At 66.8% G+C, this 23,130-nt stretch carries 21 protein-coding genes, 1 other RNA gene and 1 pseudogene; 4 read left to right on the forward strand and 19 right to left on the reverse strand.

Annotated elements, in window-relative coordinates:
- Window positions 1–13: 13 nt before the first annotated feature.
- Together alaS and BM357_RS12355 are read right to left on the reverse strand one after the other, a co-directional pair.
- Window positions 14–2,665, reverse strand: coding sequence for an alanine--tRNA ligase (gene alaS / locus BM357_RS12350; protein ID WP_074953758.1), 2,652 nt, complete (start codon window positions 2,663–2,665; stop codon window positions 14–16).
- Between the two features lie 394 nt (window positions 2,666–3,059).
- Window positions 3,060–4,118: an AI-2E family transporter gene (locus BM357_RS12355; protein WP_074953761.1), complete on the reverse strand. Its 1,059-nt coding sequence runs from the start codon at window positions 4,116–4,118 to the stop codon at window positions 3,060–3,062.
- 143 nt (window positions 4,119–4,261) lie between these two features.
- Between BM357_RS12355 and crcB (BM357_RS12360) the strand changes: the two genes are divergently transcribed.
- Both crcB (BM357_RS12360) and crcB (BM357_RS12365) read left to right on the forward strand, forming a co-directional pair.
- The gene (gene crcB, locus BM357_RS12360) at window positions 4,262–4,672 is read left to right on the forward strand and encodes a fluoride efflux transporter CrcB (protein WP_074953764.1); all 411 of its coding nucleotides are present in this window, start codon (window positions 4,262–4,264) and stop codon (window positions 4,670–4,672) included.
- 3 nt (window positions 4,673–4,675) lie between these two features.
- Window positions 4,676–5,038 carry a fluoride efflux transporter CrcB gene (gene crcB, locus BM357_RS12365; protein ID WP_245783979.1) on the forward strand — a complete coding sequence of 121 codons (363 nt, stop codon included), beginning with the start codon at window positions 4,676–4,678 and terminating at the stop codon, window positions 5,036–5,038.
- Between the two features lie 96 nt (window positions 5,039–5,134).
- Here crcB (BM357_RS12365) and BM357_RS12370 read toward each other — a convergent pair whose 3' ends face one another.
- From BM357_RS12370 to BM357_RS19890, 9 genes are all read right to left on the reverse strand, one after another.
- Window positions 5,135–5,326: a hypothetical protein gene (locus tag BM357_RS12370; protein WP_074953767.1), complete on the reverse strand. Its 192-nt coding sequence runs from the start codon at window positions 5,324–5,326 to the stop codon at window positions 5,135–5,137.
- A gap of 248 nt (window positions 5,327–5,574) precedes the next feature.
- Entirely contained in the window at window positions 5,575–6,702 is a 1,128-nt protein-coding gene (locus tag BM357_RS12375; RefSeq protein WP_074953769.1) for a cysteine desulfurase family protein, read from the reverse strand.
- 37 nt (window positions 6,703–6,739) lie between these two features.
- Window positions 6,740–7,150: an RrF2 family transcriptional regulator gene (locus tag BM357_RS12380; RefSeq protein WP_074953772.1), complete on the reverse strand. Its 411-nt coding sequence runs from the start codon at window positions 7,148–7,150 to the stop codon at window positions 6,740–6,742.
- Window positions 7,147–8,448, reverse strand: coding sequence for a replication-associated recombination protein A (locus BM357_RS12385; RefSeq protein ID WP_074953775.1), 1,302 nt, complete (start codon window positions 8,446–8,448; stop codon window positions 7,147–7,149). The genes BM357_RS12380 and BM357_RS12385 overlap by 4 nt, the downstream gene beginning before the upstream one ends.
- On the reverse strand, window positions 8,448–9,533 hold the full coding sequence (gene ltaE / locus BM357_RS12390) for a low-specificity L-threonine aldolase (RefSeq protein ID WP_074953778.1): 1,086 nt from the start codon (window positions 9,531–9,533) through the stop codon (window positions 8,448–8,450). The genes BM357_RS12385 and ltaE overlap by 1 nt, the downstream gene beginning before the upstream one ends.
- A 111-nt stretch (window positions 9,534–9,644) precedes the next feature.
- A non-coding RNA gene (ssrS, locus tag BM357_RS12395) (6S RNA) lies at window positions 9,645–9,842 on the reverse strand.
- Between the two features lie 62 nt (window positions 9,843–9,904).
- Window positions 9,905–11,731: an aspartate--tRNA ligase gene (gene aspS / locus BM357_RS12400; RefSeq protein WP_074953781.1), complete on the reverse strand. Its 1,827-nt coding sequence runs from the start codon at window positions 11,729–11,731 to the stop codon at window positions 9,905–9,907.
- A complete protein-coding gene (gene hisS / locus BM357_RS12405; protein ID WP_074953784.1) occupies window positions 11,715–12,992 on the reverse strand; it encodes a histidine--tRNA ligase in 1,278 nt (425 codons plus the stop codon). Before hisS ends, aspS begins: the two co-directional genes overlap by 17 nt.
- A gap of 381 nt (window positions 12,993–13,373) precedes the next feature.
- Complete coding sequence (locus BM357_RS19890) at window positions 13,374–13,550, reverse strand: hypothetical protein (protein ID WP_175511520.1); 177 nt, start codon at window positions 13,548–13,550, stop codon at window positions 13,374–13,376.
- A 172-nt stretch (window positions 13,551–13,722) separates the two neighbouring features.
- Between BM357_RS19890 and BM357_RS12410 the strand changes: the two genes are divergently transcribed.
- Window positions 13,723–15,030, forward strand: a complete 1,308-nt coding sequence (locus BM357_RS12410) for a glutamate-1-semialdehyde 2,1-aminomutase (protein ID WP_074953787.1) — start codon at window positions 13,723–13,725, stop codon at window positions 15,028–15,030.
- An 89-nt stretch (window positions 15,031–15,119) separates the two neighbouring features.
- On the opposite strand, the gene trxA is transcribed toward BM357_RS12410, so the two are convergent.
- The 7 genes from trxA to BM357_RS12445 all read right to left on the reverse strand — a co-directional run bounded on the left by trxA (window position 15,120) and on the right by BM357_RS12445 (window position 22,087).
- Window positions 15,120–15,434 (reverse strand): thioredoxin, encoded by a 315-nt coding sequence (gene trxA, locus BM357_RS12415; RefSeq protein ID WP_139234702.1) that lies wholly within the window; start codon window positions 15,432–15,434, stop codon window positions 15,120–15,122.
- Between the two features lie 50 nt (window positions 15,435–15,484).
- Complete coding sequence (locus BM357_RS12420) at window positions 15,485–16,588, reverse strand: sodium:calcium antiporter (protein ID WP_074953793.1); 1,104 nt, start codon at window positions 16,586–16,588, stop codon at window positions 15,485–15,487.
- 124 nt (window positions 16,589–16,712) lie between these two features.
- Window positions 16,713–17,435 carry a hypothetical protein gene (locus tag BM357_RS12425; protein WP_074953796.1) on the reverse strand — a complete coding sequence of 241 codons (723 nt, stop codon included), beginning with the start codon at window positions 17,433–17,435 and terminating at the stop codon, window positions 16,713–16,715.
- Between the two features lie 40 nt (window positions 17,436–17,475).
- Window positions 17,476–18,126 carry an efflux RND transporter periplasmic adaptor subunit gene (locus BM357_RS12430; RefSeq protein ID WP_074953799.1) on the reverse strand — a complete coding sequence of 217 codons (651 nt, stop codon included), beginning with the start codon at window positions 18,124–18,126 and terminating at the stop codon, window positions 17,476–17,478.
- A 204-nt stretch (window positions 18,127–18,330) separates the two neighbouring features.
- Window positions 18,331–19,170: an ABC transporter permease gene (locus BM357_RS12435; RefSeq protein WP_245783980.1), complete on the reverse strand. Its 840-nt coding sequence runs from the start codon at window positions 19,168–19,170 to the stop codon at window positions 18,331–18,333.
- The gene (locus BM357_RS12440; protein ID WP_074953802.1) at window positions 19,167–20,093 is read right to left on the reverse strand and encodes an ABC transporter ATP-binding protein; all 927 of its coding nucleotides are present in this window, start codon (window positions 20,091–20,093) and stop codon (window positions 19,167–19,169) included. Before BM357_RS12440 ends, BM357_RS12435 begins: the two co-directional genes overlap by 4 nt.
- Window positions 20,090–22,087 (reverse strand): hypothetical protein, encoded by a 1,998-nt coding sequence (locus tag BM357_RS12445; RefSeq protein ID WP_139234703.1) that lies wholly within the window; start codon window positions 22,085–22,087, stop codon window positions 20,090–20,092. Before BM357_RS12445 ends, BM357_RS12440 begins: the two co-directional genes overlap by 4 nt.
- 304 nt (window positions 22,088–22,391) lie before the next feature.
- Between BM357_RS12445 and BM357_RS20730 the strand changes: the two are divergent.
- Window positions 22,392–22,712, forward strand: a pseudogene (locus tag BM357_RS20730) (EamA family transporter); the annotation flags it as partial.
- 118 nt (window positions 22,713–22,830) lie between these two features.
- Here BM357_RS20730 and BM357_RS12455 read toward each other — a convergent pair.
- Window positions 22,831–23,130: transposase domain-containing protein (locus BM357_RS12455; protein ID WP_139234642.1), on the reverse strand; the 300-nt coding region annotated here is incomplete at its 5' end.

Below are 23,130 nucleotides of genomic sequence, written 5' to 3' on the forward strand. Positions count from 1 at the left end.
GTGATGCTAGACACTATTTCGCCTCGGTCGGCAAGATTCCTGCGCCCTGGCGGACAATTTCCGCCACTTTCGCGATGGCTCCCGGCAGTTTGTCGGCGTCGCGGCCCCCCGCCTGCGCCAGGTCCGGCCGGCCGCCGCCGCCGCCCCCGGTCAGTTGGGCGACCTGCTTGACGATCTGGCCTGCGTGCAGTTTTCTCTGTTGCAGATCCTTCGATACGGCCGCCACCAGCTGCACCTTGCCGCCGCCGGCCGTCCCCAGCACCACCACGTGGCTCGGCAGGCGATCGCCCAGTTCGTCGACGATAATGCGCAGCCCGTCCATGTCGGTGTCCGGCACGATGGCCGCCACCACCGGGATGCCGCCGACATCCTGCACCTGCTCCGCCAACTGCGCCGCCACGCCGCGGCTGAGGCGGGCCTTTGCCGACTCCAGCTCGCGCTCCAGTTGGCGCGTCTCCTCCAAGGCCCGTTCGACCCGGTTCACCAGCTCACCAGCGGGCACCTTGTAGAGATCCGCCACCCGTTCGATGAGCGCTTCCCGTTCGCGCACGTATTGGTACGCCCAGCGCCCGGTCACCGCCTCGATGCGGCGCACCCCCGAACCGATGCCGGTTTCCGAGACAATTTGGAACAGGCCGATGACCCCCGTGCGCGGCACGTGGCATCCGCCGCACAGTTCGATGCTGTACTCCCCGGCCTTAACCACGCGCACCCGCTTGCCGTATTTCTCGCCGAACAGCGCCATCGCGCCCATCGCCTTGGCGTCCTCCAGGTCGGTCTCGAAGATCTCCACGACCTCGTCCCGCCAGATGGCGTCGTTGACGCGCCGCTCCACCTCCGCCAGCTCCTCGCGCGTCAGCGGCCCGAAGTGGGAGAAGTCGAAGCGCAGCCGGGTGTCGGCCACCAGCGATCCCGCCTGGGCAACGTGATCGCCCAACACCTCGCGCAGGGCCTTGTGCAACAAATGGGTGGCGGTGTGGTTTTTGATCACGTCTTTCCGCCACGCCTCGTCCACCTGGGCCCGCACCGCCTGTCCGGCGGTGAGCCGGCCGCGCACGACGCGCACGTGGTGCAGGTGTTGGCCGTGGGGCGCTTTCTTCACGTCGAGGACCTCGGCCTCCACCCCGTCGCCGACGATGCGGCCGCGGTCCGCCAATTGGCCGCCGCTCTCGGCGTAGAAGGGCGTCACGTCGAGCAGCAGGTCCGCTTCCTCCCCTTCGCCGACCGCCTCCACCGCGTCCGTCCCCTGGACGAGGGCGATGACGCGGCTGTCCGTCACGAGTTGATCATAGCCGACGAAGCGGCTCTCCACCGTCAGCGTCTCCAGGACGCCGCGCTCGCTGTTCATCCCCTCCGCCGTCTGGCGCGCCGCCCGGGCCCGCTCGCGCTGGGCGTCGAGCGCGCGCTGGAACCCGTCGCGATCCACCGAGATCCCGTGCTCGCGGGCGATCTCCTCGGTCAGGTCAATCGGAAAGCCGAACGTGTCGTACAGCCGGAAGGCGTCCTGCCCGGAGAGCACCCGGTCCCCCTGCGCCGCCAAACGCTCCAAGGTCTCCTGCAGCAGCGCCTCGCCTTCGGACAGCGTCTCGAGGAACCGCTCCTCCTCCGTGCGCACGACGCGCTGGATGAACTCGAGCTTCTCCGCCACCTCGGGATACTCGACCCCCATCGCCTCGGCGACCGCCGGCGCCAGCTCGTGCAAGAACGGGCGCTCGACGCCGAGCTTGCGTCCGCTGCGCACCGCCCGCCGCAACAGCCGGCGGATGATGTAGCTGCGCCCTTCGTTGCCCGGCAGAACCCCGTCGCCGACGGCGAACACAACCGTGCGCAGGTGGTCGGCGATGATCTTGAAATGGACGTCGCGCCCCGCGTCCACCCCGTACGGGACGCCGGCGACGCGCTCGGCCTCGGCGATGATGGGGCGGAACAGGTCGGTCTCGAAGTTGTTCGGCACACCCTGCAGGACCGAGGCGATCCGCTCCAAGCCCATGCCGGTGTCGATGTTCTTCTTCGGCAACGGCGTGTACGAGCCGTCCGGCTCCTTGTTGAACTGGGTGAACACCAGGTTCCAGATCTCGAGGAACCGGTCGCAATCACAGCCCGGCTTGCAGTCGGGCGATCCGCAGCCGAACTCGCGCCCGCGGTCATAATAGATCTCCGAACACGGCCCGCACGGCCCCTCGCCGATCTCCCAGAAGTTGTCCTCGTCCCCGAGCACGATGCGCTCCTTGGGCAGGCCAATCTCCTGATGCCAGATATCGTACGCCTCCTGGTCCTCGTGATGCACCGTCGCGTACAGCCGCTCCGGTTCCAATTCGAGCACCTCGGTCAGATAGCCCCAGGCCCAGCGGATGGCATCCCGTTTGAAGTAGTCGCCGAACGAGAAGTTGCCGAGCATCTCGAACATCGTCTGGTGCCGGGCCGTGTAGCCGACGTTTTCGATGTCGTTGGTGCGGATGCACTTCTGCACGCTGACGATGCGCGCGCGCTCCGGGATCTCGCGCCCGTCGAAGTACGGTTTGAGCGGTGCCATCCCGGCGTTGATCCAGAGCAGGGTCGGGTCGTCGTGCGGCACCAGGCTGGCGCTCGGGAACACCAGATGCCCCCGCTCCGCGAAGTACGATTTAAACGAATCCCGGATCTCTTGCGCAGACAGTCGCTTCATGCCATGTCCCTCCAACCGCGTCTGACCGGAGCGATGTGCGCCTCCCGCACGCCAAAACGCCTCTCGTCCCGACAGGGACGAGAGGCGTGTCTCGCGGTACCACCCTGATTACAACCCTGCGGGCAGCCTGCCTGCGGGTTGTCCCTCTGCTTCGCTGTAACGGGCGAACCCCGTCGTGTCGCGCGCTTGAGGCTGGCTTCAGCTTGTCGATGGGGGCGCCTCGCAGCCAAAGGGCACCCTCTCTGAGCCATCGGGGGCAAGCTTACTCGTTCCTCGCATCGCTTTCCGGTATTGCCCCGTATTCTAAAAGAACGGATGCGGCTTGTCAAACGCGCGGGTACCCCAAGCGGGCGCGGTCGGGGGCGGCCGCGGACGCCGCCTGGTGGCGATCGTCTCAGGGCCGGCGGAACAGCGCGCGCACCCCTGTGTAGACCACCTTCGCCACGGCCAAGAGGGGCACCGCGCACACCAGGCCGAGCACCCCGCCCACCTCGCCGCCGATGAGCACTGCGGCGACGATGGCCATCGGGTGCAGATCCAGGGTGCGCCCCATGATCTGCGGCTGAATCAGGTTGCCCTCCAGCTGTTGGACAATCGCGTTGACGACCAGGACCTTCAGCGCCAATTGCGGGCTGACCGTCAGCGCCAAGAGGATGGCCGGCGCCGCCCCGATGAACGGGCCGAGGTACGGAATGACGTCCATCACCGCGAGGAAGACCGCCAAGAGCAGCGCGTACGGCATGCCGACGACCAGGTAACCGGCGTACGTCAACACTCCCACCGCCATCATCACCAACATCTGCCCGCGCACGTAACGCCCGAGGGTCGTGTCGATGTCCATCAGGATCTCGCGCGCCTCGTCCCGGTACGGGCGCGGAACCAGGTGCAACAGCGCGCGTCCCAGGGCGCGCCCGTCTTTGAGCATGTAGAAGACGAGGAACGGCACGACGAATGCCATGAACACCGCCCCCACCGTGGACGTCAACATGGACACGGCGCGGGTGACGTAGTGGGTGAGATGCTGCTCCGCCTGTGCCAACGCGGTCTCGACGCCGCGGCGCAGCGCGTCGGGGAGATAGTGCCGGCGCGCGGCGACGCCGTCAATCCAGCCGTCCGCCTGCCGAATCATGTCCGGCAAGTGTTGCCCGAGCTGCGTCAACTGGCGGGACACCACCGGGATGGCCTGCAGGATGACGACCACGGCCAGCACAGCGAACATCAGGTAGATGATGAGGATGGCCATCCCGCGCGGCACCCGGCGCCGGACCAGCAATTCGACCACCGGCTGCAGCAGATAGGTGACCACCATCGCGGCGAGAAACGGAATGGCGACGACCTTCAGGATGGTCCACAGGTCGTGCAGGAAGCTGCGCAGTTGGGCAATCAGCCACAGGCACGCGAGGGTCGCCAGCAAGGACAGGACCGTGCGAAGGTATTTCGTGGACGCGTCCAAGCCCCTCCCCCCTTTGGCGGCGTGTCCATTCACAGCCAGTATATGCAGTTGTCCCAGCGGACATTTGCCTGTCTGGCAACAAAGCCCGTATACTGGCACCGTAACGGGACGCGCCCGTGCGGGCGCAGAGGGGGAAGACGGGCATGCCGTACCTCGCCGTGGCCATCGGGGGTCTGCTGGGCGCCGTGGCGCGCTACCTCATCAGCGAGTGGGTGGGTACCCTGCACGGGTTTCCAGTCGCGACCTTGATCATCAACATCGCCGGCAGCGCCTTCCTTTCGTGGTTCTACACGCTGACGCTGGAACGCCTGCCTGTTCACCCGCACCTGCGCCTTTGCATTGGCACCGGATTCGTCGGAGCGTTCACCACGTTTTCCACGCTGACCGTCGATGTCTGGAATTTGACGGCGGCACAACTGTACGGATGGGCAGGCCTGTATCTGCTTCTGACCTTCGCCGGGGGCCTGCTCGCCGCCGCGTTCGGATACTGGGTGGCATCGCGGCAGGCCGCCCTGCGCTGGGTGCCGACGAGACCAGACGACGAGGAGATGTGAGGAGTGGGCATCCTGTGGGTGAGCATCGGGGGCGTCGCGGGCGCCCTGCTGCGGTACCAGCTGTCGAAGTGGATCGGGGAGCGCTGGGCGGTGTCGTTTCCCGTCGCGACGCTGTTCATCAACGTCAGCGGCTCGTTCCTGCTCGGCGTCATCACGCGCCATGCGTCGGGCTGGTTTCCGAATCACGAGCAGGCCGCCGTGCTCTTGCTCGGCACGGGGATATGCGGGGCCTATACGACGTTCTCCACGTTCTCCTACGAATTCACCATGTTGATGCGCGAGGGACGGACCCGGGCAGCCCTGGTGTACCTGGCTGCCTCCGGCGTGCTCGGCCTCGCCGCCGCGTTCGCCGGGCTGCACCTGTAAACAGGCGAAGGGCTGCGGCACGCGCGCCAGGTGCGCCCCGCAGCCCTTCTTCACCATCTGCTGCTCACCGCTTCCGACCGTCCGCGCCGCAAGGACTCACACCGTGCCGGTGCCCAGTTCGAGCGAGTCCGGCGAGTACTCCACAGCGACCAGGGATCCGTCTTCCGCGACCTCGTACACCTTGATGTCATCGCCCGACACGTTGAACTCCTTGAAACAACCCCAGCAGTAATACTGATTCGCACCGATCTTTCCAATATCCCTGCAGTGACAGTGTGGACAGCGCATGACTCAATCTCCTTTGGGAAGACCTTACATGATACTCTTAGCGTATCCAGAAGTGGAAATCAGTAAACAGGCGCAGGACGGCACACGACGACCCCCGCAGCCTGCTCGGGGGTGATTCCAGAATGTAGCGCTGAAAAAAGGTGAGTTACTTGGGCGACCTCCTTCATGGTAGCGCAGCCGGGTGTGAAAGGCAAGCCAGCAAACGGAAATCCGCCAGCCTCCGCCTCCCGTCGGCGCGCATCGGCACCTCACTGCCGAAGCGCGTCCACCACCCGCCGTACCGTCCGGCCCGCCCATGCCGCCTCTTCCGGTTCAATCAACTCGGAGAAGCTGAATCGCACGGACGAACGAACCCGCGCCTCCGTATGCCCGCACGCCATGAGGACGTGGCTCGGCTCCGGGCTGCCCGCCGTACAGGCCGCGCCCGCCGACGCCGCGACCCCTTCCAGATCCAGGCGCATCAACAACACGTCCGCGCGGATGCCGATGAACGCCAGATTGACAATCCCAGGAACCCCCGACGGCGGGCTGTTGTACGCAACCCCGGGCAACCCCTCGAGCGCAGCGAGAAAGGCTTCCCGCGCCCGCCGGATACGCTTCCCGTGCGCCGCGGACCCCGTCAGACGGGCCACCGCCGCGCCGAAGCCGGCAATGCCCGCCGCGTGCTCCGTCCCGGCGCGCCGGCCTCGCTCCTGGGATCCGCCGCGCAGGACGGGCTGCCAACGGGTGCCTTTGCGGACGTACAGCGCCCCGACCCCCTTGGGACCGTGCAGTTTGTGGGCGGAGAAACTGGCGAGATCGACCGCCGAATCCGCCAAGGCGACCGGCACCGCCCCGAGGGCCTGTACCATGTCGGAGTGCACCACGATGTCCGGATGGACCCGTTTCACCGCGCGGGCGATGGCGTCGACGTCCGTGATGGCGCCGGTCTCGTTGTTCACCCGCATCAGGCTCACGACGCCCGTGTCCTCCCGAAGGGCTTCGAGCACCGCGTCCACGCCCACCGATCCATCCGGACCAGGAGGCACGAAGGTCACCTTCGCCCCCAACTGTTGGAGGAAGTCACAGGTGTGAAGCACCGCGTGATGCTCCGCCTGGCTGGTCACCACGTGGCGGCGCGCCCCCGCGGCCAGCCACGCGCCGACGAGCGCCAGGTGCACCGACTCCGTCCCTCCGCTGGTGAAGACCACCTCGTCCGGGCGCGCGCCGATACCCTCGGCCACCTGCCGCCGCGCCGCCTCGATGCCGGCGCGGGCATCGCGGCCGAACCGGTGTGTGCTCGACGGATTTCCGAACCGTTCGTCCAGGTACGGCGCCATTGCCTCGCGCACCTCAGGCAGCAGCGGGGTCGTGGCGGCATTGTCCAGATACACCATTGCATTCGCCTCCGCATGGCGAAGCGGGCCCGACCGATTAAATGTAGTACATGTACGAATCGGCACCGCTCTCCTTCATCTCCACCAGATCCTGCAGGGTCACCGACTTAAGCACCGACAGGATGGCCTGGCGCAGGCGCTCCCACAGCTCGTCCAGGCCGTCTTCCACATCCTCGTCCACCAAATGCAGCGGTCCCTCCAACGTCAGGATGATGTCGGCCGCCGTGATCTCGGTCTTCGGTTTCGCCAGGACGTAGCCGCCGTACGCCCCGCGGATGCTGCGGACATACCCCGCGTTGCGCAGCGGCGCAATCAGTTGTTCCAAGTAGTGCTCCGACAGTCCTTGCCGTTCCGCGATGGATTTCAACGAGACCGGTGAACCCGTCTCGTGCATCGCCAGGTCCACCAACAGCATCAGCCCGTATCTGCCTTTCGTCGAGATCTTCACGGCGTCGCCTCCCTGTGTGCTTCCTGTTGTTGTAAATCCTCCCGCAGGTATTTGCGCGGGGCCACCCCTACCGGCCAATAGTCCTGCTCCACCCAGTGACCCGGGTAATCATGCGGATACCGGTAGCCAATTCCGCTGCCCAACTGCTCGGCGCCCCGATACCCCGTGCCCCGCAGGTGGGGGGGAACGGTCAGGGGCAGTCCCTGCGCCACGTCCTGCATCGCCTCGTTGATGGCCCGGTACGCGGCGTTCGACTTGGGCGCGCGGGCCAGATACGCCGTCGCCTCCGCCAACGGGATCCGCCCCTCCGGCATGCCGATGGCTTGTACGGCGTGCATCGCCGCCACCGCCAACGGCAGGGCCTGGGGATCCGCCAGGCCGATGTCTTCGGCCGCCAAAATGACCAGGCGCCTGGCGATGAACATCGGGTCTTCGCCCGCCGTCAGCATCTTCGCCAGCCACAGGATGGCGGCGTCGGCGTCCGATCCGCGCACCGACTTGATGAACGCCGAGATGGTGTCGTAATGCTCGTCCCCGCCGGTGTCGTACACCACCTGGCGCTGCTGAATAGCCGCACGCGCCTGGTCCTCGTCCACCTCGACGCGCCCGTCCGCCCCCACTGGCGCGGTCGTGACCGCCAACTCGAGGGCGTTCAGCGCGCGCCGGGCGTCTCCCGCCGCGAAGCGGACGATGACGTCCAGCGCCGCGTCCGTCACCGTCGCGTCGTACGCCCCGAGCCCCCGCTCGCGGTCCGCCAAGGCCCGCTCCAGCAGTTGCCGGATATCCGCCGCGTCCAGGGGATCGAGCCGGTACACCTGGGAGCGGGAGACGAGCGCCGCGTTCACCTGCACATACGGGTTTTCCGTCGTCGCGCCGATGAGCGTCACCAACCCACGCTCCACGAACGGCAACAGCGCGTCCTGCTGGGCCTTGTTGAAGCGGTGGATCTCATCGATGAACAGGACCGTCCGCCGCCCGTACAGGCGCCGCTCCTCCTTGGCCTGCTCGATGACGTGCCGGATGTCCGCCACGCCGGAGGAGACCGCGTTGAGAGAGGCAAACCGTGCCTTGGTGGCGCGGGCGATCACGTGGGCCAGCGTGGTCTTGCCGGTGCCGGGCGGCCCGTAAAAGATCACCGACCGCAGGCGATCCGTCTCGATGGCCCGCCGCAAGGACGACCCCGGCCCGACCACGTGCGCCTGTCCGACCACCTCGTCGAGCGTGCGCGGACGCATGCGGTGCGCCAGGGGCGCTTCCAGCTCTTGCTCGCGTTGAGCCTGCGCCTCGAACAGATCCATCAGGCCCGGACGCCCCCCTTCGCGACCCGTGCGGCGGCGTCCAGGGCGCGCAGGACACCGGCGCGATCCACGTCCCGATGCGTCACGAAACGGACCAGCCCCTCGCCGAAGGCGGAGGCGAGGACGCCCTCCTGCCGGAGCGCCGCCACAAACGCATCTGCCGCCAGGCCCGTCCCGCTGATCTCCGCCAGCACGATGTTCGTCTGCACCGTCTCCAGGTCCACGCGCATGCCCGGAACCTCGGCCAGCCCTTCCGCCAGCACCCGGGCGTTCGCGTGATCCTCGGCCAGCCGGTCCACCATCTGGGTCAGCGCCAGGATGCCCGGCGCCGCAATGACGCCAGCCTGCCGCATCCCGCCGCCGAGCCGCTTGCGCCACTGCCGCGCCGCTTCGATAAAGTCCCGCGGGCCGACGAGCACCGATCCCACCGGCGCGCACAGGCCCTTCGACAGGCACACTTGGACCGTGTCCGCCAACTCGGCGAAGCGGCGCGCCGGCACGCCCGACGCCACGGCCGCGTTGAACAACCGCGCACCGTCGATGTGGATGGGCACCCCGTGCCGGTCGGCGATCTCCCGAAGGGCTCGGAGGTTGTCCAACGGGATGACGGTCCCCCCCGCGCGGTTGTGGGTGTTCTCGACCTCAATCAGAGCCGTCCTGGGATGGTGGATATCCGGCTCCCGGATGGCCTGCGCCACCGCCTCCGGCGGAAGCGCGCCGCGCACGCCAGGGATCTGGCGGATCTGCGCCCCCGCGATGGCAGCCACCGCGGCCGCCTCGTAGTGGAAGATGTGTGAATTCGCCTCGGCGATGACCTCCTCCCCCCGGCCCGCGTGGGTCGCGATGGCCACCTGGTTGCCCTGCGTCCCGGAGGTGACCAACAACCCCGCCTCCTTACCGAGCATCTCTGCCGCCAGTTCTTCCAGCCGGCGCACCGTGGGGTCCTCGCCGTACACGTCGTCGCCCACTTCCGCCTCGGCCATCGCCCGTCTCATCTCGTCGGTCGGCTTCGTCACCGTATCGCTGCGCAGGTCTACCCAATCCGGCAATCTCAGCGCCCCATTTCCTACTAATATACTCAACATTAGCCTATTATAGTCTTCCCAAGTCCCGCAGGCAACTCAAAAAGGCAGTCCAGACGGACTGCCTTTCGGCGGGCGGCCGACGTTGCGAACGCCGCCCTGTTCACGCAGGAAGGAAACCCCGCTTCTGCCGTGAAGCCCCCGTTTTGAACCTGCTCTCTCGCAGGTGGGTGCCCTGCTCATCGGACTTGCACGTCCACGAAGGGCGACGCCCTTGAGGCGTGTGCGCGCCGACGAGACCCCGAGCTCCCTTTTCGGTCGGTGTTGGCTCAAATAACCGGCATTAGGCTCACACGAACAGCGCAGGGAGCGCCGCGGGTTGCCCCGCTGTGCTGTGACTTCATCCTAGCACCGACGGCATCCGAGTGCAAGCGTCAACCCCGCGGAGCCGCCGCTGCCGTCCCGTGCGGTTTGGCGGCCGGGCCCTTGACCGAAAGGTGCAGGACCTCCAACTGCTCTGGGCTGACTTCTGAGGGCGCCATCGTCATCAGATCGGTGCCGCTCGAGGTCTTCGGGAACGCGATGCAGTCGCGCAGCGATTTGCCTTTGCCCATGATCATCACCAACCGGTCGATACCGAAGGCGATCCCGCCGTGCGGCGGGGTGCCGTACTCGAACGCCTCGAGCAAGAAGCCGAACTGCCGGTGCGCCTCCTCCGGCGTAAACCCGAGGGCCTGGAACATGCGCTCCTGCAGCTCGCGCCGGTAGATGCGCATGCTGCCACCCCCCAGCTCGAAGCCGTTGAGCACCATGTCGTACGCCTGCGCCCGCACCGCCCCCGGATCGGACTCGAGTTTGTCGATGTCCTCCCAACGGGGCATGGTGAACGGGTGGTGTTCCGCCACCCAGCGGCCCTCCTCCTCGTCATACGACAGCAGCGGGAAGTCGGTCACCCAGAGGAAGCGGAACGCGTCCGGATCGATGAGGCCGAGGTCATGGCCCAGTTTCGACCGCAACGCCCCCATGGCCTGTAACACCGTCGCCCGGGGCCCCGCGCCAATCAGGATGAGGTCGCCGTCGCCCGCACCCGCGCGCCCGGCGATGGCCGAGAGCTGCTCCGGCGAGAAGAACTTGGCGATGGGGGAGCGGAACTCCTCGCCCGCGACGGCGATGGGCGCAAGCCCCTTCATCCCGAACGTGCCCACAAACTGCACCAGCTCGTCGGTCTGCTTGCGGGACCATCCGGCGCACCCCGGCGCCACCAGGGCCTTGACCACCCCGCCCTGTGCGATGGCGTCCTGGAACACCCGAAACGGGGCGTCCCGGACGATGTCCGCCAGGTCGGACAGGGGCATCTCGAACCGCAGATCCGGTTTGTCGGATCCGTAGCGCTCCATCGCCTCCTGGTAGGGCAGGCGCTGGAACGGCACCGGGATTTCGACGCCGAGCACCGTCCGAAAAACGTGCTGCATCATCTGCTCCATCATCGACTGGAACTCCGCCAGGGACAGGAACGACTGCTCGATGTCGAGCTGCGTGAACTCCGGCTGCCGGTCGGCGCGCAGATCCTCGTCCCGGAAGCAGCGGGCCAACTGGTAATAGCGCTCGAGGCCGGCGACCATCAAGAGCTGCTTGAACAGCTGGGGCGACTGCGGCAGGGCGTAGAACTCGCCCGGCTGCAGGCGGCTCGGCACCAGGTAATCGCGCGCCCCCTCCGGCGTGCTGCGCGTCAGGATGGGCGTCTCCACTTCCACAAAGCCGCGCGCGTCGAGGAACTCCCGCAAGGCGCGCGTCACCTGGTGGCGCAGCATCAGCATCCGCTGCATCTGCGGCCGGCGCAGGTCCAGATAGCGGTGGCGAAGGCGCACCGCCTCGTCCACGTCGATGTCGTCCTCGATGTAAAACGGCGGGTGCTTGGCCGCGTTGAGCGTCTCGAGGCGCCGCACCAGCACCTCGATGGTCCCCGTCTCCAGCCGCGGGTTGACGGTGTGCTCCGCGCGCCGCTCCACGGGGCCGGCCGCGTTGATGACGTACTCGCTGCGCAGCCGCTCCGCCTCCGCCATGACCTCCGGCGGCGTGCCGCGCGCGGGATCGAAGACCAACTGGATGATCCCGCTTCGATCCCGCAGGTCGATGAAGATGATGCTGCCCAGGTCGCGCCGGCGCTGCACCCAGCCGGAGAGCACCACCTCTGTGCCCGGGGGCACGCCGAGCGCGTCCAGGGCGCGATGGGTACGGTACAGCTCAGGTTGTCGAACCATCCTCGATGCCTCCCTTGCTCACGTGATGGACAACGGCTTCCGCCGGCACCTCCGTCTGGACGCCGGTGCGCAGGTCCTTAAGCGTCACCGTCCCGCGCGCCACCTCGTCCGCGCCGAGGATGGCGCAGTAGGCGGCCTGCATTCGGTCGGCCGATTTCAACTGGGCTTTCAATCCCTTGCCGAGGTAGTCCCGGTCGGCGCGAAGCCCCTCGGACCGCAGCCGCTGCAGAAGGCGCATGGCGGGCACCTCCGCCGCCTCGTCGGCCACCGCCACCCACACGTCGAGCCTGGCCGCCTGCGGCAACGCGCCCCCCTGCTCGCGCAGCACCATCAAGGCGCGCTCGATGCTCCCGGCGAACCCGACCCCGGGCGTCTCGGGCCCGCCCACCTCGGCCACCAGGCCGTTGTACCGGCCGCCGCCGCCCACGGAGCTGAACCCGGGCACCGTGACCTCCCAGGCGGTGCGGGTGTAGTAGTCGAGCCCGCGCACCAATCGGTCATTGAGCACATAGGGCACGTCCATCGCGTCCAGGAACGCGCGCACCTGCTCGAAGTGGCGGCGGCAGTCGTCGCACAGGCTCTCCAGGATGGTGGGGGCGCCCACCTCGGCCAACACCTGCTGGCAGCGGTCGTTCTTGCAGTCGAAGATGCGCAGCGGATTGCGCTCCAACCGCTGCTGGCAGTCCCCGCACAACCGGTCGGCCACCGGCCGCAGCCGCTCCAGCATCTGCTCGCGGTGGCGCGGCCGGCACACCGGACAGCCGACGGAATTGAGCTCGACCGTCAGGTCCCGCAGGCCGAAGCGCCGCAGCAGGTCCAGGTTGATGGCGATCACCTCGGCGTCCGCCGCCGGGTGCTCGGGGCCCAGCACCTCGACACCGTACTGGTGGAACTGCCGCCAGCGGCCCCGCTGCGGTTTTTCATAGCGGAACATGGGCCCGATGTAGTAGAGCTTGACGGTGTGCGGCTGGCCGTACAGTTTGTTCTCCACGAACGCCCGAACCACCCCCGCGGTGCCCTCGGGGCGGAGCGTGACGCTGCGGCCGCCGCGATCGGTGAACGTGTACATCTCTTTCGAGACGATGTCCGTGGTCTCGCCGACGCCGCGGGCGAACAACTCGGTGTGCTCGAACACCGGCGTGCGTACCTCCTCAAAGTGGTACAGCGCGCACGTGTCGCGGATGATCTGCTCCATCGCCTGCCACTGCCCGCTCTCGCCGGGCAGGATGTCGGCCGTCCCCCGCGGCCGTTGTGTCAACATGCCATGTCCCTCCTGTCCTGGCCCGCAGGCCATATCGTGAACATCAAAACGCCCTTTCGCCTGCCATCGGGCAGGGGCGAAAGGGCGTGGTTCCGCGGTGCCACCCTGCTTGGACAAAACGCCCAGGGCGCTCGTCCATCTCATTCGCGCGTAACGGGCGCCGCCGCCGGCGCTTTGGGGTGCCGCACGGGGGCTGAACCCCAAGGTGGTGCGGACCCGTTCACACCGGTTCATCGGGGGTGTCTTTCCCGCCAGGCCCGCGAACCTGCTTCCAGCCCAGGCAGGTCTCTCTGGACGCCGAGGCGCGGACGGTACTCTTCCCCGTCATCGAATCGCTGTTCATCATGATACAGGCCAGTATACGGAAGGGCTGAAACATTGTCAATGCCGGCGCATCCGCTGCAGGCGAAGGTTCCACTCCCGCGGCGCCGGTTCCCACTCCTCCGGCCAATCCCAGTCCTCCTCGCCGCCAAGCACCTGTTCCGCCTCCTGGCGGGGTGTGTACAGCGCGTCCGACAGCTGGTGGATGCGCGCCCCCTCCGTGTCCCGCACCCGCATCGGCCATCGCCTCCCGTGCAAAGTCGGAGCGTCCTCTCCGTAGTGTGGCTGGGCGCACGGCAGGGCATGCATGCGGGAGGGCTGGATGCTCGGCGAGCGCGTGTCGAAAGGCAGGGATGTGACGCACAGGGTTGTGATACCATGGAACTCGAATTCGGAAGGGGGAGAGGCGATGGATTTCACACAGAGCCACCTCTGGCAGCAGCGCGCCGACGCCGTGATCCTCGGCGGGGTGAACAGCCCGTCGCGCTCGTTCAAATCGGTGGGCGGCGGCACGCCGGTGGTGATGGCGCGCGCCCAAGGGTCGCGGTTCGTCGACGTGGACGGGAACACGTACATCGACTATCTGGCGGCCTACGGGCCCCTGGTGCTGGGGCACGCCCATCCCCGGGTGATGGAGGCGCTGCGGGCAGCTACCTACGACGGGATCCTGTACGGGACCCCGACGACCTGGGAGGTGGAGTTCGCGGAGACGCTGCGGGCGGCCATCCCGGACCTGGAGCGGGTGCGCTTCGTCAACTCGGGCACCGAGGCGGTGATGACCACCATCCGCGTCGCCCGCGGGGCGACCGGCCGCAACAAGATCCTCAAGTTCGCCGGTTGTTACCACGGCCACTCCGACGCGGTGCTGGTCGCCGCCGGCTCGGGGCCGTCCTCCATCGGCGTGCCCGACAGCGCGGGCGTGACGCGCGCCATCGCCGGCGAGGTGATCACGGTGCCGTACAACGACCTCGAGGCGTACGACGAGGCGCTCGCCGTCCACGGGGAGGACCTGGCCGCGGTGCTCGTCGAGCCCATCGTGGGCAACTTCGGGATCGTGCCGCCGGAGCGGCCGGATTACCTGGCGGAGGTCATCGCCCGTGCGCACCGCGTGGGCGCCCTGGTGATCTTCGACGAGGTGATCACCGCCTTCCGCTTCCACTACGGGACCGCGGCCCAATTGTACGGTGTGCACGCCGATCTGTACGCCCTCGGCAAGATCATCGGCGGCGGGCTGCCCATCGGCGCCTACGGCGGCCGGCGGGATGTGATGGAGTCGGTGGCCCCGCTCGGGCCGGTGTACCAAGCCGGCACCATGGCGGGCAATCCGGCCTCCATGCGCACGGGGTTGGCCTGTCTCGAAGTGCTCCGCGATCCCGCGGTGTATCGCCACATGGACCGCCTGGGCGCTGCCTTGGAGCAGGGCATCCTCGCATCCGCGCAGCGGCACGGGGTGGCCATCACCATCAACCGGGTCGGGGGCGCGTTCACGGTGTTCTTCGGATCGCACCGCGTCCGCGACTACGCGGGGGCGCAGGCGACGGACGGGCGACGCTTCGCCGCCCTCTTCCACGCCCTGCTGCGGCGCGGGGTGTTCATTGCCCCCTCCAAGTACGAGGCGTGGTTTGTGTCCGCCCAGCATACCGACGCGGACATCGAGGAAACCCTCGCCGCCGTGGACGCCAGCTTCGCCGAGATGGCTGCCACGTCCGACGCCTGACGAGGCGGTACGGCAAACAAAACAAAACGGCCCGGCGCCAGGATACCCTGGAACCGGGCCGTTCTCGATCCGCGATTCGGAATCCGCCCTCACAGGACGTCGGCCAGTTGGCTGACCAGATCCGCCTTGGATCGGTAACCGATGAGTTGCTTGACCACCTGTCCGTCCTTGAACACCAACAGGGTCGGGATGCTCATGATGCCGAACTGGCTCGCCGTCTGCGGGTTCTGGTCGACGTCGAGCTTGCCCACCTCGAGCCGGTCGGCGTACTCCTCGGCGATCTCCTCGATGACCGGCGCCATCATCCGGCATGGGCCGCACCAGGTCGCCCAGAAGTCAATCAGCACCGGCTTATCCGACTGCACAAACGCCGCGAAGGTCGCGTCCGTGACTTCTTTTGCCATGGTCATCCTCCTCCTGCCTGCAAGAGGCAGATTTTATTGTAACACATCCGTTATGCGGCGTCACACCCTCCGCGCCACCATCCGGCGCCGAGGAGGGCCGTCATCGCCCCGGCCACCACGGCCCACCCGAGCCAATAGGCGGAGAAGACGCCGTACCGCACGGCGACCGTGTGCAAGGGCAGAATCCAATACAACAGGGACGCTGCGAACAGGACGCTCGGCGTCACCCGGCCTCTCAGCCGAAAGGCGCCGAAGACGAGCGCCCCGGCCGCCAGCGTCAGCCCTCCGGTCAACATCGCTTGCTCGGTCAGGTTCCACCCCGTCAGCCAGATGCCGAGGGCGGGAACCAACGTGCTCTGAAACACCACGGCCCCCGTGATGTTGCCCATCGCCAGGGCGTCCTTGCCCTGCCGGATCCACACGACGCTGTTGAGCGTCTCCGGCAGCTCCGTCGCCAAAGGGATCAGCAAGGCCGACAGGACGAAGGGGGGGATGTTCAACCAGACCGCGATGCGCTCCACCCCGGCGGCCAACAGCTGCGCGCCGCCGACAATCATGGCCAGGGCCGCGACGAGCTGGAAGAGGACCGCGAACCCGCCGGGTTGCGGCTGTTTCCACTGCAGATACAGGGGCGCGAGATGCGCATGGGCCCCCTGGAGGGATCGGTCCCGCATCGTCTGCACGACAAACACCAGATAGGCACCGAGGAGCACCATCGGTGCCACCTTGTGCACCCATTCGCTCTGCACGCAACCGACCACTAGACTCAGGGCGTACGCAACCAGGAAGTAGGTCATGTCCCGCTGGTATGCCTGCCGCTGCACCGCCAGATGCGTGCGGTCATTCGCACGCCGGTGGACCAGCAGCAGGGAGATGGCGACAATGGCGGAGCCGAGCGTGACCAGCAAAAAGGGGGCCCCGAGGATCCCGCCGATGCCGACCTCTTCCGCGGCCCGGCTGCCGCCTCCGAACAGGATGGCGGCCACCGGGACCGCCGCCTCCGGCAAGGCGGTCCCCAGGGCCGCCAACACACTGCCCACCGCCCCTTGGCCGAGGTGCAGTTTCGCACCCAGCCATTCCACCGCATTGGTGAACAGTTCCGCCCCGAACAGGATCATCGCCAACGCCAGGAGCATGGACAGGGCGATCTGCATGCTACCCCTCCCCAGGGTGCGCCCAGGCCATCGCGCACAGCATGTCCCTACACTGTACGCGTCCCCCTGTCCGTGTATTCCGCCCTGCCCGTTTCTCCGGCCGGCGTTGCCGCGGAGGCGCACCTCACGCCTGCGGCGCCACTTCCGTCACCGCCGACAACAGCCGCCGGCTCAATTCGTCGACGTCCGTCTCCCGTTCCACAAAGAGGGCGAACCAGGTGTCGTCGATCCCCGTCAGAAACCAAACCTTCCCCTCGTCACCGGTGATGGAAGTCTCCACCACGTGTGACAGGCCGACCTCCTCACGGACGCGTTCCACCGTCCGCCGATAGGTGCGCAGCACGTCGAGAAATCCCGGTTCGTAGTCTCGGTCGGCGGCGCCCAGGGTCTCGCCCTGGAACGCAATCCAGCCCAACACCCGCGCGTCCTCCGTGAGGCGGGTGAAGCACGCCATCCAAGGCTCCGACGTGAATGCCGGCACGCCGGCACCGTTGAGCACAAAGGGCAGTTTGAGTCGTTCGAAGACCCGCCGCCGTGGGCCGGTATCGCCGTCCTGCAGGACCTCCACCTGGGTCGGGCGGGGATCCCACCCGTCCCCCTCTGCATCGGCCGCGGCCACGGCACGCGTCGCATCGTCGCCAGCGGCCGCCTCGAGGTGCGACGCCGAGGCGGCTCCTCGCTCCTTGTCCGCATCGCCTGTATCCGCATCCGGGGCATCCGCCCGCTGGGCGGACCGGTCTGCCGCGCGCCGCTCGCGCGCACGGCGGACCCACAACACATTCATCCACACCCAGGCACTGAGGATTATCAACGCCAGGGCGACGACCGCCAACAGCGTGGTCGGCATGCACTCACCTCCGTCTTCCGCACCGGCCGCCGGTCACCCATCAGGTGCCGGAATTCCTGTGGATCCGCACGGTCGCGTTCATTTGCGGCACGATGTCTTTGCCCTGCTGACCGGACAGCGAGATCTTGACCGGCACCCGCTGCACTTCCTTCGTGAACGTGGTGGAAGTCGGGCTCGGAAACGGCGATTGTTCCGCGGCCGATTCCGCGCCGATGCTCTCCACCGTCCCGGAGAACGTGTCGCCGGGATACGCGTCGATGTAGATATCCACCGACTGGCCGACCTTCACGTTGCGCACATCGGACTCCTTGATGTTCGCGATCACGTATTCGTGATCGAGATCCCCGATGGCGGCCAATACCATGCCGGGTGCCACCACCTCGCCTTGGATGGCGGCGTTCTTCAGGACCACGCCGTCAATCGGCGCCGTGATGGCCACCGACTGCCCCGTCGGGAGGGTCTCCTGTCCCAGGGTGTCCCCTTGGTGGACGGCCGCCCCTTCGCTGACGTTCCAACGGGTCAACTTGCCCGCCGCGGTGCCGACCACGTAGCGCGTGTCCGCGGAGACATACGCGTCTTCCTCACGGACGTAATTGTTCTGGTTGTAAAAGTACAGGTACCCTCCGACCAACGCAGCTGCCACCACAATCAAGGCAATCACGTTGATGATCAGGATTTGCCGAGCGCGCATGTTCCGCCCCCACTTCCCCGTTCAAGCGATTTGTTTATCCTGTTGATGTTTCATTCACAAAACGATTTTATTGTAATACGGGTCAGGGAAAAAGGAAAGCGTGGCTGGACGCCGGGATGGCACTCGGATGCGTCCACCGCGCATCGGTCCGCAGCCGGCCCCGTCCTCCAGCGCCATCCTCCGGCGTCACGCCTGGCCGGGCGGTCACTGGTAATCCCGTTCGTCCGCCTCCGGGCGCAAGGGCAGGAATCGAAGCACCTGAGGCCGCAACCGCCAGACGCTGGCCGTCATCAAGATCACGCAGAGCCCGCCGTACACCAGGCAGAACCACGCCCAGGCGTGCGGCGGACCCGTGACGGCAGCCTCCAACAATGCCAGCACCCAGAGCGGATTCAGGCTGAGCAGGAACGATCCCCAACCGGCCAAGAACTGATCCAGAGGATAGCGCTGGGCCACCAACTGCAGGCCGTACCCCATCACCCCGGTGAAAACGAGCATCCACGCCACGGTCGCGTACGACAACACGGTGCTCCATCCGGAGCGCAGCACGAGCGTCGACCAGCACACGCTCAGCGCCGCAATGACCAGGATGGTGAACAGTTGGAACGCGAAAACCGCCACGACCTCGCCCGGGACCGCGCCGCCGAACAGAAACACCAGGCTGTACAGCGGCAAGGTGACGACCAGGAGCAGCACCAGCAGCGCGGTCGACGAGAGGATCTTGCCGGCCAGGATGCCGAAGGGCGAGAGTGGCGTCGTCAACAGGACCGCCAGGGTCCTCCGCTCCCGCTCTCCGCTGATGGAACCGGCCGCGAACGCCGGCGTGAGAAACCCGGCGACCGTCATCTGCACCAAGCTCAGGGTCAGAAACACCTGCTCGCTTCGCTGCGGCAACAGCAGCGTCAATTGGCCCTGCACGTTTTCGTACAGCAGGAAAAAGGTGAACAGCGCCATCCCGCACACGTACCCGAACACCACGATGGGCGCGCGCGCCGTGCGCATGCGCTGGCGGAACTCCTTGAGCAACAGGGGATTGCGGATCACGCCAGCCCCTCCTCCGTCAGCCGAAGAAACAAGGCCTCGATATCGGTCGGCTGCTCCACGAACTGGGTGACCGCGATGCCCGCGCGAACCAGCCGCGCCAGCAGATCCGCCTGCTGCAGGACGGTTCCGGCGTACAGGACCTCCACTCCGCCGGCGGCAGGATGCACGTCCATCACCCGTGGATCCTCGCGGAGTACGGCCGACCACCGCGCGAAATCCGCGTCGCCGGCCAGGTGGAGGCGGCGGTACGCGGACGTGTGGCTGCGCAGCACCTCCACCGACGCCACCGCAATCAGTTCTCCGCGGCGCATCATGCCGATTTCGTCCGCCACCTCCGACAGCTCGTGCAGGATGTGTGAACTGATGATCAGGGTCTTGCCAAGCTCCCGCAGCCGCTTCAGGACCTGGCGCACCTCGATGCGCGATCGCGGGTCGAGGCCGGAGGTCGGTTCATCGAGGATCAACACCGGCGGGTCATGCATCAGGCAGCGGGCGATCTCCAAGCGCTGTTGCATGCCGCGTGACAGGTGGTTGACATATGTGTCCCGCTGGTCCGCCAGTCCGACCCAATCCAGGTACTCCTGGCACCGCGCCTCCGCGACCGCCCGCGGCACCCGATAGCACTCGGCGTAAAACTGAAGGTATTCCTGGCAGCTGATATCGTCGTACACGCCGAAGCTGTCCGGCATGTACCCGATGGAACGCCGGACGCCGGCGGGGTTGCCCATCACCTCGAAGCCGTTGACGTACGCCCGCCCGGAGGTGGGCGTCGTCAACGTCGCCAGGACCGACAGGGTGGTGGTCTTGCCGGCTCCGTTCTCCCCCACCAAACCGAACACGGTGCCGCGGCGGACGAACAGGTTGAGGTCCCGGACGGCCAGATGCCTGCCGTACCGCTTGCACAAGTTCTCGGTCTGAATCAAATCGGCGTCACCTCCGCCGCAGGGTACACCGCCACATCCGCCAACTGGCGCACCAGCATCAGCGTCTGGTCGGACACCACGCGCTGTGCGGTCCGAAGCGGCGGCAGCGCGGGCAGCTGGGGGCCGTCCGCCGCCGTCACGGTGGCCACCACCAACGCCTGGTCCACGCTGTTGGAGTCGTTCAACAACCCCGCCGTCGAAGCGTAGTTGACCAGGGTTCGCCCGATGCCGCGCGAGAGATCGCGATTGTACGCCGCGTACGCGGACAGGTATCCGCCACCCCCGTTTGGCGATATCACCGTACCCGGCAGATAGGCGGTTTGGCCCGGCTTCAGGTCCCCGACCGGGTACAGGCGCCCGTTCCAACACACCGCCACCCCGTGCAGGTTGTACGGCGTGCCGTTGTGCACGCTGCCGGACAGGTTGCCTTGGGACGCCGTGAGCGCGAGGACCAGTTCTCCCTGGTCATGCACCATGCCGGCGGTGTACAGGTAGCGAACCCCCCACCGTCCGATGTCGCGCATGTCGGACACCGCCCGCTGCCCGTAGTCGACCACGGCGTCCCCAATCTGCCGGACGTTTTGCTCGGCCAGGGGCATCGCCAGCATCGGTTGCGGCGTCACCAGCCGGGCGGATATGACCTGCGGCGACATGAAGGCCCGGATGCCGTAGGCGTGGCCATCGCCGTCGCCCGCGAGATCGAGCACCCCCACCCCTTCGGTGAGCACGCCGGCAGGGCGCTGCGAGGCGCCCACCCCGTAGATGGCCACGGTGGTGATCACACTGAGGGCAGGCAGAATCAGCCATGCCCAGGGTTCGCGTTTGCGCCGCCGCAAGGCGACGAACACCAACGGACCGATGCACAGCGCGTACAGGGCGAACACCATCGCCCAGAAGCCGAGCGACGGGATCCGCAACGGCGACAAGGACGTGCTCGCGGACGCCAGAGACAGCGCCTGGCTGGGGTTGAAGAAATTCGGAAACGCGCGCCCATGGGCGTTGGCACGCCCGAGAATGGTCGTCCACAGCGCCGCGTTGCCGGACCAAGTCGCCAGCCCTGGCTGCAGCGGGGAGAACGACGTCTGCACGAGGATGCCGCGGCCCACGGTACGGGTGGCGACCAACGGCATCGCGGGCGTCCCGGCCCAGATCTCGGCACCTGCCCGGAGCGTTGCGCGGGCACCGGTCACTCCCGCCGGTGGGCTCACGGCGTCGCCGAGCAGGGCGGCCAATTCCGCACCGTTGAGCGGTGCCGCAGGTCCGGGCGCAAGCGGCAGCCAAGTGTCCCACCGGGCTCCCGCGTGGCCCGCTCCCGTCACCATCAACACGCCGCCCATCTTCACCCAGTTGGCCAACGTGTTCGCCTCGTCCTCCGTCAGCCGGGCCAACACGTCCGGCGTGACGACGACGGCGGTCAATCCGCTCATCAGGTCCGGTCCCGCAGGCAGCGTTCCGGGGCGCACGGACAGCGGCAACACCGGGTTCCCGCCCGGCCCGTCGGTGGCGCCGGTGAGGAACTGGGCCGCCTGCGGCTGCGCGGAGAGTGCGGCCACCAGTGTGACCTGGCCGAGGGGCGTCCCCGTCAACTTTGCGGCCGCAATCACCTGTCCGTTCACAAAACACTCGACCACCGCGCCCTCGCTGACCGCCTCGCCGGGCACCGCAATCAGCTTGTCCACGCTGGTGGCAGCAGGCAGACGCACATCCCACCGCAACACCCCGTCCGCCAGGCGCTGGGGTCCGACGGAAAAATGGACATCCACCCGCAGCTGGGCCTGGACGGCTTGTCCACGGTTGTGCAGCGTCAGGCGCACCGGCACCCAATCGTCTCGCTTGTAATACCCGCCAAATCCGACGACCGTCGACATCGACACGGCCGGCTGGGCGGCCGCCTCGCCGGACGGGAAGAAAACGATGGTCAGCAGCATCCACAGGCATACCATCGCACACAGTTTGAGCCGACGCCGTTCGACGGAGGCCACCCCCTCTGTCATGCCTGCAGGTGCATGGTCACCAACCCGATTGTACCGCGGGGGCTTCGGCTTGGCCACCGCGGCCCCGAGAGGACGGCATGTGCAGCCAAGGAACGGTCCGATTTTAACTTGTATCCAAGAAAACAATCTCATGGGAAAGAGTCAACAAAGGCCCATGGTGGAAAAGGCAATGAACCCTTCCCGTGCGAACCGCAGCCCGAGTCATTTTGTGATTTGTGCTCAGAGTTTATGTAATTATATAATCTTTTCCTCACATTTGTTGTGTAGCGTTACGACCAACACAGAGAATAGGAGGCGAATCTGAGTGAACGAACGAGCGCTGCCCATATCATTCCTCAATCGAGGCATCATCCATTTATTGATCCTGTACGTCGTGTGGGGCAGCACGTATGTCGCGATGCGAGTCGCGGTCAGCGGAACCCACGGATTTTCTCCATTCACAACGGGAGCAATACGCGTCCTCATGGCAGGCATCATTCTCTTTGCATGGGCCGCTGCCAGGCGTCACCCGATGCGGATCACCGGACGCGACGCATGGGTACTGGCTATCACCGCTGGCTGCCTTTGGCTGGGAGGAAACGGACTGGTCCTGTGGGCAGAGCAATACGCGAACTCGGGGTACGCCGCACTCATGATCGTAAGCGTCAAAGCCCCCACACCTTGCGTTTCTCCAACCGTCGTGCGACAGTCATGGACGACAACAATCAGCCCCGCCAGGAGACCCAGCGGGGCGATTTCTCATGCTATCCTTTTTTTCCACGTCTCCGGATTCGTTCCGGCAGGCGATCTGACCACGGGAGCAACGCGTCCATCGCTGCCCGGTCATCCGTTCGGATGTTGGGTAGCCGCTCGAACAGGTATTCCAGGTACAAATACGGGTCCAGCCCGTTCTCCTTGGCTGTCTCCACCAGGCTGTAGGCGATGGCGCTCGCCCTCGCACCCTGTGGGGTGTTGGCAAACAGGAAGTTCTTGCGACCAATTACAAACGGCTTGATTGACCGCTCGCTCCGGTTGTTATCCAACTCCAGATGGCCGTCCTCCAG

Source organism: Paenalicyclobacillus macrosporangiidus, from assembly GCF_900116805.1.
In the GTDB taxonomy this organism is placed as follows: domain Bacteria; phylum Bacillota; class Bacilli; order Alicyclobacillales; family Alicyclobacillaceae; genus Alicyclobacillus_H; species Alicyclobacillus_H macrosporangiidus.